The 11,869-nt window shown below is 41.7% G+C and carries 14 protein-coding genes; 10 read left to right on the top strand and 4 right to left on the bottom strand.

The genetic code is table 11. The features are described from left to right. The 4 genes from ACFSYC_RS19445 to ACFSYC_RS19430 all read left to right on the top strand — a co-directional run. Window positions 1-586 (top strand): hypothetical protein (locus tag ACFSYC_RS19445; protein WP_377130533.1); only part of this gene is annotated, 586 nt, incomplete at its 5' end. Beyond that, window positions 583-1,395: a PRTRC system ThiF family protein gene (locus tag ACFSYC_RS19440; RefSeq protein WP_377130532.1), complete on the top strand. Its 813-nt coding sequence runs from the start codon at window positions 583-585 to the stop codon at window positions 1,393-1,395. The genes ACFSYC_RS19445 and ACFSYC_RS19440, both read left to right, overlap by 4 nt. Window positions 1,396-1,405: 10 nt before the next feature. Beyond that, on the top strand, window positions 1,406-1,585 hold the full coding sequence (locus tag ACFSYC_RS19435) for a hypothetical protein (RefSeq protein ID WP_377130531.1): 180 nt from the start codon (window positions 1,406-1,408) through the stop codon (window positions 1,583-1,585). Further along, window positions 1,582-1,731 (top strand): hypothetical protein, encoded by a 150-nt coding sequence (locus ACFSYC_RS19430; protein WP_377130530.1) that lies wholly within the window; start codon window positions 1,582-1,584, stop codon window positions 1,729-1,731. Before ACFSYC_RS19435 ends, ACFSYC_RS19430 begins: the two co-directional genes overlap by 4 nt. A gap of 116 nt (window positions 1,732-1,847) precedes the next feature. Here ACFSYC_RS19430 and ACFSYC_RS19425 read toward each other — a convergent pair whose 3' ends face one another. Further along, the gene (locus ACFSYC_RS19425; RefSeq protein ID WP_377130529.1) at window positions 1,848-3,011 is read right to left on the bottom strand and encodes an ATP-binding protein; all 1,164 of its coding nucleotides are present in this window, start codon (window positions 3,009-3,011) and stop codon (window positions 1,848-1,850) included. Window positions 3,012-3,399: 388 nt separating this feature from the next. On the opposite strand from ACFSYC_RS19425, the gene ACFSYC_RS19420 reads away from it, so the two are divergent. The 3 genes from ACFSYC_RS19420 (at window position 3,400) to ACFSYC_RS19410 (ending at window position 6,142) form a co-directional block, all read left to right on the top strand. Further along, window positions 3,400-3,747, top strand: a complete 348-nt coding sequence (locus ACFSYC_RS19420) for a helix-turn-helix domain-containing protein (protein ID WP_377130528.1) — start codon at window positions 3,400-3,402, stop codon at window positions 3,745-3,747. Next, window positions 3,747-5,039, top strand: a complete 1,293-nt coding sequence (locus ACFSYC_RS19415; RefSeq protein ID WP_377130527.1) for a type II toxin-antitoxin system HipA family toxin — start codon at window positions 3,747-3,749, stop codon at window positions 5,037-5,039. Before ACFSYC_RS19420 ends, ACFSYC_RS19415 begins: the two co-directional genes overlap by 1 nt. A gap of 707 nt (window positions 5,040-5,746) precedes the next feature. Beyond that, window positions 5,747-6,142, top strand: coding sequence for a VOC family protein (locus ACFSYC_RS19410; protein ID WP_377130526.1), 396 nt, complete (start codon window positions 5,747-5,749; stop codon window positions 6,140-6,142). Between the two features lie 41 nt (window positions 6,143-6,183). Here ACFSYC_RS19410 and ACFSYC_RS19405 read toward each other — a convergent pair whose 3' ends face one another. The 3 genes from ACFSYC_RS19405 to ACFSYC_RS19395 are packed head-to-tail and all read right to left on the bottom strand — an operon-like array spanning window position 6,184 to window position 10,049. Further along, a complete protein-coding gene (locus ACFSYC_RS19405) occupies window positions 6,184-7,872 on the bottom strand; it encodes an ATP-binding response regulator (protein WP_377130525.1) in 1,689 nt (562 codons plus the stop codon). A gap of 42 nt (window positions 7,873-7,914) precedes the next feature. Further along, the gene (locus tag ACFSYC_RS19400) at window positions 7,915-8,355 is read right to left on the bottom strand and encodes a response regulator (protein WP_377130523.1); all 441 of its coding nucleotides are present in this window, start codon (window positions 8,353-8,355) and stop codon (window positions 7,915-7,917) included. A gap of 2 nt (window positions 8,356-8,357) precedes the next feature. Then, the gene (locus ACFSYC_RS19395) at window positions 8,358-10,049 is read right to left on the bottom strand and encodes a sensor histidine kinase (RefSeq protein WP_377130522.1); all 1,692 of its coding nucleotides are present in this window, start codon (window positions 10,047-10,049) and stop codon (window positions 8,358-8,360) included. Between the two features lie 468 nt (window positions 10,050-10,517). On the opposite strand from ACFSYC_RS19395, the gene ACFSYC_RS19390 reads away from it, so the two are divergent. The 3 genes from ACFSYC_RS19390 to ACFSYC_RS19380 all read left to right on the top strand — a co-directional run bounded on the left by ACFSYC_RS19390 (window position 10,518) and on the right by ACFSYC_RS19380 (window position 11,734). Next, on the top strand, window positions 10,518-10,946 hold the full coding sequence (locus ACFSYC_RS19390; protein ID WP_377130521.1) for a hypothetical protein: 429 nt from the start codon (window positions 10,518-10,520) through the stop codon (window positions 10,944-10,946). Between the two features lie 157 nt (window positions 10,947-11,103). After that, window positions 11,104-11,496 (top strand): hypothetical protein, encoded by a 393-nt coding sequence (locus ACFSYC_RS19385; protein ID WP_377130520.1) that lies wholly within the window; start codon window positions 11,104-11,106, stop codon window positions 11,494-11,496. 61 nt (window positions 11,497-11,557) lie between these two features. Beyond that, window positions 11,558-11,734, top strand: coding sequence for a hypothetical protein (locus ACFSYC_RS19380; RefSeq protein WP_377130518.1), 177 nt, complete (start codon window positions 11,558-11,560; stop codon window positions 11,732-11,734). Window positions 11,735-11,869: the final 135 nt, after the last annotated feature.

The raw sequence follows: 11,869 nt of genomic DNA, 5'->3' as shown, positions 1-11,869 counted from the left end.
AAAACGTTTTTACAGCTCTCGCTGCTATCGTTCGCCAGCTAATTGCATGGTCACTTTGCCACGGAATCAGGTGGTCAACATCCCCGGAATATCAAGCTTATTGCCACAAAACGTTTTATATGTCAATCAGCAGGCGAACGGCTATGCGGTTTGGTACACGCCACCGCAGGAAGTAAACTTATTCTTTGTAGATGGCCTGCATATTCCGTCAGGCAAATTTCATGTCCCTGCCATGCTTTGGAAAGCCAATGCGGAACGTTTAGCCGTTTATGCTTTAAAAGGGAAAGCCAAGCCCACGGAAAACACGAAACTTTGCCACGCCCCTTACCTCAATATCTATGCAGGTGGGCAGGTCTGTATGGGGACGGTGCAGATCAATATTGCCAAAAGCACCTGTTTAGAGGAGTTTATGCAAACATGGGAGCGGTATTTTTTTAACAGCAATTTCAGCCATTCCATTAACGGCAATAACAGCACCAAATCCAATACCACCGATTTGTGGCGTTCCCTTGCAGGAACGGGTCAGCAGTTCCCGCAGAACGAATTAATCCAAACCAGTTTGACCCTTAAACAAATCATCTTATGAAAACTAAAAAAACAGATAAACCTGCTGTCCATATCGTGCAAAAGGAATTGTTACAGCCCTATAACCCTATTACCGTTAATTTGATTGGCGCAGGCGGTACAGGTGGTCAGGTATTGACTGCATTGGCAAGGATGAACCATGCGCTTATCACTTTAGGCCATGCAGGATTATTTGTCAGGGTATTCGATGATGATACCGTTGATACCGCCAACCTCGGCAGGCAGTTGTTTACCACAGCAGAATTAGGGCAATATAAATCAGTTGCTTTAATTAACCGCATCAACCGCTTTTTCGGTACGAATTGGAAAGCAGAAACCTGTCTTTATGATAAGAAATCCCTGTCTGATACGGAGTTGGCAAGTGCCATCATCACGGTTTCCTGCGTTGACACCGTACAGGCTCGCTACGATATAGCCGAAATTCTGAAAAATCTTGCTAAAAATTACGGTGGCCGTAACCATGTCAAATACTGGATGGACTTTGGCAACAGCCGTTCAAGCGGTCAGGTGATATTGTCCACATTGGAAAAAATAAAGCAACCTGCTTCGGATTTATACCGACCAGTAGAAAGCCTGCCATTGGTTACCGATGAATTTAAGGAATTGTTATTATCGTCTGAACAGGCAGACAATACGCCGAGTTGCTCGCTTGCCGAAGCACTCACCAAGCAGGATTTGTTCATTAACTCTGCTTTAGCAAATTGTGGCGCATCCCTATTATGGCAATTATTTCGGGAGGGGATTTTATTCAACCGTGGGTTTTTCCTGAACCTGAAAGATTTTAGGACACAGCCGCTTAAAGTGGCTTAACAGCACAATTATGAAAATCACAGATTTAAACGGCTTTGACCTCGAAATAGATAACTTGCAACTGGCCATTATGCAGGCCGATGATTACCGCTATTATGCACACCTAAATCCTGAACACCGATTAGCGGATGAGCGATTGCAAAGCTATTGGGAAGATATTTATCAAAAATTAATACAATTACAATCATGAATTACATAGTTATAGAAATGCATGGTGGTGCAGAATACGCCATCATCGTAACAGACGAGAACGGACAAAACAAAGTATTTGAAGAACGACAAGAAGCCGAGGCAGAAGCTGCCGACTGTCAGGACGGTATCGTTATTGAACTTTAAAATAATTTGGCTCCCCACCGGGGAGCCTTTTTTCGCCCCGTGATTTGCCTGTTAATTGTTTTTAGCGGTGCAAAACACGGGGCGCTGCTATGGGCTGACTGCTATAAAAACTCCTCTTAACAGGATATGTTTTGCCAGCTTACGACGTGGTATTTTGTCCTTTTCTCATTTTCAGATCCGCCATAGATCAACGTCTTATTTACCTTTGCAGGAGCGGCAATTTCTTCAAACCGGTCCATTTCTTTAAACAAACCAGTGCTAATAGTTTGTGTGGCCTTTATCTCGAAAATGGAAAAGTTCTGGCCCTCTTTCATGAGCAGATCAACCTCATGCGCGTTGCTATCCTGCCAAAAATAATAGTCCTGATGTAAGTATAAATGCTGGTTCTGTTTTTGATATTCTGCCAGGATCATGTTTTCAAATATGTGCCCTTTCAGTCTGTTCTCTTCCAATTCTTCAGTAGTTCTTGTTCCTAACAAGTGATTTAAAAGACCGGTATCATAAAAATATAATTTAGGGCTTTTGATCAATCGTTTATTGAAGTTCTGGTGGTAAGGCTGCAAAAGAAATACGATATAACTGCTTTCAAGTATAGAAAGCCAGGCTTTGGCGGTGTTATGTGATATATCGCACTCATTAGCCAGGGCACTAAAATTCAGCAATTGTCCGGCACGACCGGCACACAAACCTAAGAAGGTGCGAAATAGCTTAAGATCCCTTATATTCATTAATTCTGTCACATCTTTTTCTATGTATGTCTGAATATAATTCGCATAAAAAATAGCCGGATCAATATCCCTGTCAAATATGGCCGGATAAAATCCTTTGATACTCGCCTGTGTGTACGAATTTGCTAATAGATCCTGTTGTTTTAACTCTGTAAAGTCTAAAGGCAGTAATTTGAATAAAGCAACCCGACCTGCCAGCGTTTGAGTAATGTTATTTAAAAGATGAAAATTTTGAGAGCCTGATAAGATATATTGTCCCATCATTTTAGATTCGTCAACTCGGCCTTGTATGTAAGAAAATAGCTCCGGCACCCGCTGCACCTCGTCAAGAATAACTTTCTGATCATACTGATTTAGAAAACCAATAGGGTCATCCAACGCAAACGAGCGGGTATTGGGGTTTTCAAGGCTTACATACCTGTAATCACTGAACAACTCTTTTAACAAAGTGGTCTTTCCCGACTGTCTTGGACCGGTAACAGCCAATACCGGAAATTTGCTTGTTTGAGCCTTTATAATAGGCGCGATTTGTCTTTGAATAAACTTGCTCATAGCTATAAATCTAAGCAAAAATAAAGATTACTTACAATTTACATAATATAAACTTACAAAATACATAAAAATTACTTACAATTTGCATAATAAACAAACTATGTTTATATCTTGGCAATTCGATTACTAGCTGATAATCATGATTACCTGAAAAGTACCGATCGGGAACATGCGCCTGGTGACGTATTAAGGTGAATTTAAAAAATAGTATTCCTTAATTAATTCTACATTACGATAGATGATGCTAAATTCAATCATTAAACCTCATATTTGCTGTTAATGATGGAATAAACAAACATAATTTATTAGATAAAGCAGTGTATTGTTGTAAAAAAATTGTATTATTGTTGATAAAAGCAAGCATTAATACCATTAAAAGCATTTAGTGATGGAAAAAACTAACACGGATTGGTATGCCATGAGCGATCAGGGCATTTTAACCCTTATCGGCCAGTTCATACAGGAAAGTCGTTTACAACAAAATAAAACTCAGCAACAAGTCGCGGATTCCGCCGGAATCAACCGTTCCACCGTTGGCCAGATCGAAAAAGGGAATGGCGGTACACTACTTTCTTTATTGCAGATCTTAAGAGTATTGGGCCAATTACCTATACTGCGAACTTTTGAAGTAGAACAAAAAGTAAGTCCCTTAGCTTTAGCTAAGCTGGATCAGCAGAAAAGACAAAGAGCGAGGAATAACAACAATGATATCCCCAACACTAAAGTTAACTGGTAATGATCAATAGTGCATTTATAAATCTTTGGGATGAGCGTGTTGGCGCAATAGCATGGGATGCTGATAAGGGAGTGGCTAATTTTGAATTTGAACCTGCCTTTTTACGCAAAGGTTTGAATATTGCCCCGCTAAAAATGCCTGTTAATGCTGCAAACGGAAGGATCTTTTCATTCCCCGAATTAAGAGAAAGCCAAACCTTTAAGGGATTACCCGGACTGTTAGCGGATGTTTTACCTGACCGCTATGGAAACACCTTAATCAATGCCTGGCTGGCAAGGGTTGGCCGCCCTGCGGATAGTATGAACCCGGTAGAAATGTTATGTTTTATCGGTCAACGTGGTATGGGAGCGCTGGAATTTGAACCTGTTGAACCAAAAGGCAGGAACACCTCTACCAAGTTAGAAGTAGATAGCCTGGTTGAAATATCGGAAGCTATACTATCGGGTAGAAAAGACTTTCATACTGACCTTTCCAAAGATGAGGAAAAGGGATTGCTGGACATTTTAAAGATCGGCACCTCCGCCGGTGGTGCCCGGGCTAAGGCTGTTATCGCGTACAATCCAAAAACGGGTGAAGTCCGAAGTGGACAAGCCGAAGCACCAAAGGGGTTTACTCAATGGCTCATTAAATTTGACGGGGTGCATGATGCGCAATTCGGCACCTCAAGTGATTACGGGCGTGTTGAGATGGCTTACCATTTAATGGCGGTGGCCTGCGGCATTGAAATGACCGAGTGCCGGTTATTGGAAGAACATGGACGGGCACACTTTATGACCAGGCGGTTTGACCGCATTCCGGATAAGGGCAAGGTTCACGTTCAAACCTTTTGCGCTATACAGCATTTTGATTTTAGCCAGGTGGGTTCTTACAGCTACGAACAACTTTTTCAAACCATGCGCACCTTGCGGTTGGACTATCCGCAGGCCGAGCAAATGTACCGCCGGATGGTTTTTAATGTGCTGGCAAGAAATTGTGACGACCATACAAAAAATTTCGCCTTTACAATGGATAAAAGCGGGCAATGGGCATTAGCCCCGGCTTATGATGTTTGCCACGCCTACCGCCCGGACAGTCCCTGGGTAAGTCAGCAATCGTTAAGCGTAAATGGAAAGAGACAAGGTATAGACCGTAAAGACCTATTGGAAGTAGCCCGGCAAATGACCATTAAAAAGCCCGATGAGATCATCAGGCATATAGAAGATGTCTTAAAATCATGGCCGGATTTTGCGGTACAATGCCATGTGGAAACAACATTACAAAAGGCAATAGCCGAGACCTTTGTATCTGTCTGAATAACAAGTTGACAGACCGTAGCAACAGTTATTGACCTGATGCTACCTTTTAAAATCAGCCATTCATTTTTGTTTTACACGACTGCATTTTGCAAGCGTATCCACTGGTAGCCTTGGTTGGGCTCGAACCTGGAACCATGATTTTTAATTATAGGGAAAACCGATATTTTTTAGTATTTTTGAGTATGCTTGAGAGGTAGGATACCAGCATGGCTACCATAGTCATGAAAATGCCATTTAAGTGATTGAATATCAGCGACATTATAAGATACAGGAATAGCCCAGGTGGGCGCACGGGTTTAAAAAGCCTCTAAGCATTTGCTTAGAGGCTTTTTAATTGCCGTTAAACCTATCCCAGTGTAGCACAGGCTGCGTTTGTTTCACGTGTGTGTGACACAGATGAAACAAGTGAAACAAGATTTTCACTTAACTATTTGACAGTTAATTTTTTATAAAAGCGCCGTGAAACAAAATGAAACAACTTATACGTCAGGATTGATTTTATCTTATTGATTTTTAGGGGGTTATAAAGACTGAAAATTACTGTACTTTTTTGATAATTGAAACAAGTTGTGTGGGTAAAACGTGGTTTATTAACGGTTTTTGATTGGTATTTACCCCTAAAACATTGATGTTTCTATAAGAAAACATGGTGGTTAGCCTACCTTATTAAGGTATACGCCCCGCCAATTTATTACCTTGCATATATGACAGTAACTCATTTGGGCTTAACGGGCGTTGATCACCCGGCTATTGCGGTGGCTGATGTAGATAAAATGGCCGATTGGTATTGCGATGTACTGGGCTACACGAAATATTACCGGTACGACAAACCCGTATGGATGCTGCGTGCGCCGGATGGCTCGCTGTTAGAGATAATGCCTATTGATGATACCCTGCGACCACAGCGCACTACCTGGACACCGGGCTGGTCTCACCTGGCCTTGCGGGTTAGCAATATTGAGCAGGCAATCGCCCACCTCGACACGCATAACATTACCTGGACAAGCGATTTAATAGCAGCCATCGGCGGCGGCAGGGTGAGGGCTTTTGAAGATCCTGAAGGGAATATGCTGCAGGTGGTGGAGCGGATGTTGGCGTAGGTGCAGTAAAGCGGAAGCATGCTAACGCAAGGTCTGTGTGGTTAAGCTACGGGCAAAGTAAACCAAAATGTGCTACCCATTCCTACTTCACTTATCACGCCTATTTCCCCGTGGTGGGCTTTTACAATCTCTGAACAAATATAGAGGCCCAATCCCAGGCCGGTATAATGGCTGCCGCGGTTATCCACGCGATAATAGCGGTCGAAAAGGAATCGCTGCTTTTCTGCCGGGATCCCAGGGCCTTTATCAATCACCGACACGTTGACCATTCCCTTCACTTTCTTTATATTGATCGTTATCTGTTTAGATTCTGGCGCGTATTTAATGGCATTGGTTATAAAGTTGGTCACCACCTGTTCAATTCGTACAGGGTCTGCGTAAACTTCCACATTCATATCGCCACAAGTCTGGATGTTGTAAACACCTTCTGCACGGATAAATTGACAGGAGTCCAGGATAACACTGGAAAGGACAAAGTTTTTAGGATCAATGTGTAGTTGTCCTTCATTAACCTTACTGGCATATAACAGATCAGCAACCAGGATATTTACCTTATCAAGACTTTTGTTTGCCAGCACTATCATCGGCAACATCTTTGCAGATGGCGCCTCCTTCATCCGATCAAGCAACTGCAATGCCGCTTTTAAGCTCGTCAAAGGCGTTTTCAGTTCATGACTGGCAATACTGATAAAATCATCTTTTTGTTGTTGTAATAACCGGAGTTCTTCAATATCAGTCGCTGTCCCAACCCACTGTTGCGTTTCGCCCTGTTCATCTTTAATAGGCATCATCCTTAACAGATGCCAGCGATATACACCGTCGGCTCTCTTTATCCTGAGCTGAAATTCGCCACCCTCACTTTTTTCCCTGATCATAGTAAACCAGCCTGAACTATTTTTCAAATCATCAGGATGAATAGCCAGCCGTAAGCCGGTATCTTTGGTTTGTTCAAGGCTTAAGCCGGTATAGTCGTACCAACGTCGGTTATAAAAGATAAATTCTCCGGCTATTGTATTTGTCCAGGCTATTTGCGGAATAGTCTCCATCATATTGCGAAAGCGGTGCTCACTTTCGGTCAATGCTTTTGTCCGAGCGGTAACTCTAAACTCCAGCTCTTGATTTAACTCGGTAAGTTGTTCATTTACAGCCTGAACTTTTACTTCCTGCATAATAAGCAAGTCATTAGCAAGGCTTAACTCTTCCGTTTGCTTGTGTAAACTGTCGGATAAGTTTACTAGCTCTGTAGCACGCCTTTCCTTTTCTTCGTTTTGAAGCAAAAGTTCTTTATTGGCTATGATCAGCTCAGCAGTCTGAATTTTTAGCTTTTCGTCAATAAGTGCCTTTTCTTTCTTATCCTCAGCGTCTTTAAGTGCCCGGGTAATTTTTGTTGGTAAAGTAAACAGTTTAGCTTTAGGCGCGTAATCGGTAACCCCTTCTTTAATCAATTCTACTGCGTTTTCGTCTCCGATGATTCCGGAAACGATAATAAACGGGATGAGCGGATAATTGGTTTGTTTGATACGGAAGGCAGTAACAGCGTCAAACGATGGCAGTGAATAGTCGGAAATGATAATGTCGGGCCTAAAAAGCTGTAATGCATTTTCGAAAGTTGCCTTGGTTTGTACTACTTCCGATTTAAATATCAAGCCTGATTTTTTCAATTCACGGCAAAGCAAATCCGCGTCACTTTTATTGTCCTCGATGATAAGAATTTTCGCCTCAGCTATCATGTAATAAGTATCTTAAAAAGTTGTTATAACGCCACTATATTATCAGTGGGCCGGTTGGCTTAGAATCATCCAGTATATGCCGATGTCTTTAATTGCCTGAAAAAAATTGTCGCTATCTACAGGTTTTACGATGTAGCTGTTTGCGCCGAGGGCAAAGCATTGTTCAATGTCCGGGCCCTCGTTTGAAGACGTTAGCATAACCACCGGCACAGACCTAAAAAGCGGGTCAGATTTGAGCTTTTCCAAAACTTCTATGCCAGATACTTTGGGCATCTTCAAATCAAGAAGGATCAATTTGGGGTACTCTTTCGGGTTACGCCCTGTATAAACTCCCCGGCAATAAATAAAGTCAAGCGCTTCGGCCCCATCTTTAACATGATGTAATTTGTTAGAGAAACCGCTTTTGGTAAGGGCACGGATAGTTAGTATGGCATCATCCTTACTATCCTCTGCAAATAAAATTTCAATGTTTTCGTAAGTCATATTTAACGGTTATTTTGTGGTAAACTGAAATAGAAGGTGGTACCTTTATCTAATTCTGATTCGGCCCATACCTTGCCGTGATGCCGATCTACAACTTTTTGCACGATGGCCAGGCCAATGCCTGTGCCCTCAAACTCTTCCTGCGAATGCAGTCGTTGAAAAACGCCAAAAAGTTTATCATAGTATTCCATATCAAAGCCCGCACCAAAGTCTTTAACATAATATACTACAAATTTATCTTTTTTGTATGCGCCAATCTCTACGGTAATTTCCTTTTTGTATTTGGAGTACTTTATAGCGTTAGAGATCAGGTTGATCCATACTTGTTTAATTAAAGATCGATCTCCGTTTGCAGGTATTAACGGTGTTATTTTGAAGACGGGCTTAAGGTCAGGAACATCGTTCATCAGCTCCTCTGTAACTAAGTGGACCAAATCGTTCATATCGATCTCTGAAACAGTTACCTGTTTTCTGCCTAGTTTTGAAAATGCAAGGAGGTCGTCTATAAGATTCCCCATCTTTTTAGAATTGTTGATGATAGAATGTAGGATATCTATCCCATCATCATCCAACTTTTCCTCGTAATCCTCTTTTAATATCTTCGTGTAGCCATTAATAGCACGGATAGGTGCCCTAAGATCATGAGACACAGAGTATGAAAATGATTCCAGTTCTTTATTAACCGATTCTAGTTGGGCCGTTCTGTCAATAACCTTTTGTTCCAACTCATCGTTTAGTTTTCTAATATCGTCCTCCGCCTTTTTTAATTCGTTGTTGGCCACGATCAATTCTTGCGCCCGCTTTTCCTTTTCTTCGTTTTGAAAAGCCAGTTCTTTATTGGCGATAACCAGTTCTGCCGCCCGCTTTTCTTTTTCTTCGTTTTGGAAAGCCAGTTCTTTATTCGCGGTAACCAGTTCTGCCGCCAGGTTTTCTTTTTCTAAATTTTGGAAAGCAAGTTCTTTATTCGCTATCACCAGTTCGGCCGCGCGATTCTCTTTTTCTTCATTTTGAAAAGCCAATTCCCTATTAGCGATAATAAGTTCGGCTGCGCGATTTTCCTTTTCTTGATTTTGGAAAGCCAATTCTCTGTTTGCCACAATTAGTTCAGCGGCCCGGTTTTCCTTTTCTTCGTTCTGAAAAACAAGTTCTTTGTTGGCGGTAATGAGTTCGGCGGCCCGGTTTTCTTTCTCTGCGTTCTGAAATAAAAGTTCAGTGTTTGCTATGTTAAGTTCAGCGGCCCGGTTCTCTTTTTCTTCGTTTTGAAAAGCCAGCTCTTTGTTCGCTATAGCCAGTTCTGCCGCCCGCTTTTCTTTTTCTTCGTTTTGAAAAGCAAGTTCTTTATTCGCTACCACCAGTTCAGCCGCCCGATTTTCTTTTTCTTCATTTTGAAAAGCCAGTTCCTTATTAGCGATAATAAGTTCGGCTGCGCGATTTTCTTTTTCTTGATTTTGGAAAGCCAGTTCTCTGTTTGCCACAATTAGTTCAGCGGCGCGGTTTTCCTTTTCTTCGTTTTGAAAAACAAGTTCTTTGTTGGCGGTGATGAGTTCGGCGGCCCGGTTTTCTTTCTCTGCGTTCTGAAATAAAAGTTCCTTGTTAGCTACAGCAAGCTCTGCTGCACGGCTCTTTTTTTCTTTATTCTGAAATGCGAGCTGTTCATTAGCGATCACCAGTTTATCTGTATCATTTCTTTCCATACATATAGGCCTCTTACAGCAAAGTGGGGTTAAAAGATCGCTTGTAAGATGCTTATAAAGCTAAGATAATAAAATTGCACCACCTGAAAAATATTAAAATTCGATTGGCTCCGTGACGCATTGGTAGTTGGCACGCCCGTTTTTAATACCGTAAAGTAAATAATTCGTAAGTTGGTTTGCAAATGTTTTACCGGTGATAGATTGTTAAACAACTAGCATAATCGTCCCACTCCAGAGCGGGGTAGGACAGGGGTGCGCTACAGTAGGAAAATTAAGGGCGTCCCCACAATCGGGTAATCTTTGCCCCGTAATGAGAAATCGGTTAGCCAGGTCTGAAGTCAATACTGCTTTTTCGTACTTAAAGTGGTGGTTGGTTTGCTTTTTGCCTTGGTGAGTAAGGCTATGACTACTCACAATAAACTTCAATTTAAAAAATCAATTTATCTGGTTATGTTATCCCTGATTTTTATGGGATGTAAGAAGGAGAACCTTTCGGCAATCAGCCCCGCACAGCCGGTTATAGCAAAGGCTGCGACAGCCACCGTGACTGCTACAAAAGCGGACTCTGTAAAAACCACCAGCTACAATCCTACTAATACTTCAAACCCGGAATATTGGTACAATGGCACAACAGGTACGGCGCAGATACGTGTAAGCTGTAAAGATTGCAGCGCAATAGCTAAAATTGGTGAAACTGCCGTCCCGTTCATGTTTAATGACGAAGGAGTTGGTACTTTAAGATACACCCCTAAAACAGGACTATCTATTTATATAGCAGTTTGTCCCGGAGGCACGAAGGCAGCCACAGTAGATATTTTAGACAACAACAAGGCATCGCTATTTAACTATGCTGGTGTTATTACAGCTAACTGGCTTAATACGTTTGTGATTAAATAAGCAAGGAATTGCTTTCCTTTTGTGCCCCTTTCCCCTGATTTATTAACGGTTAGTTTTCAAACGATTTCTGTTATCCCTTTCGATAGCTCACGCTTGACGCTTTTATCGGGTGCCGCTACCAGCACTCTAATATCTGCAATGTCATCTTTCATTAACATTGATAAATCATTGGAATATTAATCAAAAATCTGCGTTATTTGTAGTAATGAAGTCTTTAGCGCTTTTTATGACGGTATGTATCCTGTTCTTGTCCTCTGTTGGCGGAATGGTTGCACCTGTCGCGAAAGCTGCGGTTAAAGAAGACTGTTGCCAGAAGATGGCGGACAAAACTGCATGTCATCAAAAAAATACGGACGAGCCAAAAGATGGCTGTGACAAACCTGGCTGCAATATGATGTTGTTATGCAGCACCTGTGGTTTCTTAACCGTCGAACCTGTGCAGCTCCCTGTGGCATTTGCGCATTACCAAGTGAAGCCCCTTCCTCTTTATATAATTGGCGCACTATCTGCTTATGCGCCTGCAAATTGGAAGCCGCCAAAAGCCTGTTAAATAATGCCCGAAGCGCCTAAACTGTTGTATAGTTCAATATTTAACATTCAATTTAAAGATAATGAAAAAAGTAAGTTTAAGTGTGCTGACGATCTTGTTCGCAGCTACCTCAATATTCGCAAATGTACCTGTTAAAGCTAAGAAAGTAAAAGCTAAACAGGCTACTTGTACCAGCTGCCCTAAAGGCCAGAAATGCCCTAAAACAGTTTGTGCAGAACCTACAAGCTGCTGCAAATAAGCAATAGCTTAAAATAAGAGAGCCCTTTACTTTTATAGGAGGGCACTGAAAAAGTCCAATAGTGAAAAAAGGCGTAGAAGAAGAAATTTTTCTACGCCTTTTTTGTATCTTAAAGTGTCAAAAGAAAGATACTAA

Origin of the sequence: Mucilaginibacter antarcticus, from assembly GCF_042686155.1 — a bacterium.
GTDB lineage: Bacteria > Bacteroidota > Bacteroidia > Sphingobacteriales > Sphingobacteriaceae > Mucilaginibacter > Mucilaginibacter antarcticus.
The sequence above is the reverse complement of the archived record's forward strand: the minus strand, read 5'-3'. Positions and strand labels throughout refer to the sequence as shown.

Bases quoted from the DNA above. Each gene is read 5' to 3' on its own strand.
- ACFSYC_RS19440 (WP_377130532.1), top strand. From the start codon at position 583: ATGAAAACTAAAAAAACAGATAAACCTGCTGTCCATATCGTGCAAAAG.
- ACFSYC_RS19435 (WP_377130531.1), top strand. From the start codon at position 1,406: ATGAAAATCACAGATTTAAACGGCTTTGACCTCGAAATAGATAACTTG.
- ACFSYC_RS19430 (WP_377130530.1), top strand. From the start codon at position 1,582: ATGAATTACATAGTTATAGAAATGCATGGTGGTGCAGAATACGCCATC.
- ACFSYC_RS19425 (WP_377130529.1), bottom strand. From the start codon at position 3,011: ATGAGCAAGTTTATTCAAAGACAAATCGCGCCTATTATAAAGGCTCAA.
- ACFSYC_RS19420 (WP_377130528.1), top strand. From the start codon at position 3,400: ATGGAAAAAACTAACACGGATTGGTATGCCATGAGCGATCAGGGCATT.
- ACFSYC_RS19415 (WP_377130527.1), top strand. From the start codon at position 3,747: ATGATCAATAGTGCATTTATAAATCTTTGGGATGAGCGTGTTGGCGCA.
- ACFSYC_RS19410 (WP_377130526.1), top strand. From the start codon at position 5,747: ATGACAGTAACTCATTTGGGCTTAACGGGCGTTGATCACCCGGCTATT.
- ACFSYC_RS19405 (WP_377130525.1), bottom strand. From the start codon at position 7,872: ATGATAGCTGAGGCGAAAATTCTTATCATCGAGGACAATAAAAGTGAC.
- ACFSYC_RS19400 (WP_377130523.1), bottom strand. From the start codon at position 8,355: ATGACTTACGAAAACATTGAAATTTTATTTGCAGAGGATAGTAAGGAT.
- ACFSYC_RS19395 (WP_377130522.1), bottom strand. From the start codon at position 10,049: ATGGAAAGAAATGATACAGATAAACTGGTGATCGCTAATGAACAGCTC.
- ACFSYC_RS19390 (WP_377130521.1), top strand. From the start codon at position 10,518: ATGGGATGTAAGAAGGAGAACCTTTCGGCAATCAGCCCCGCACAGCCG.
- ACFSYC_RS19380 (WP_377130518.1), top strand. From the start codon at position 11,558: ATGAAAAAAGTAAGTTTAAGTGTGCTGACGATCTTGTTCGCAGCTACC.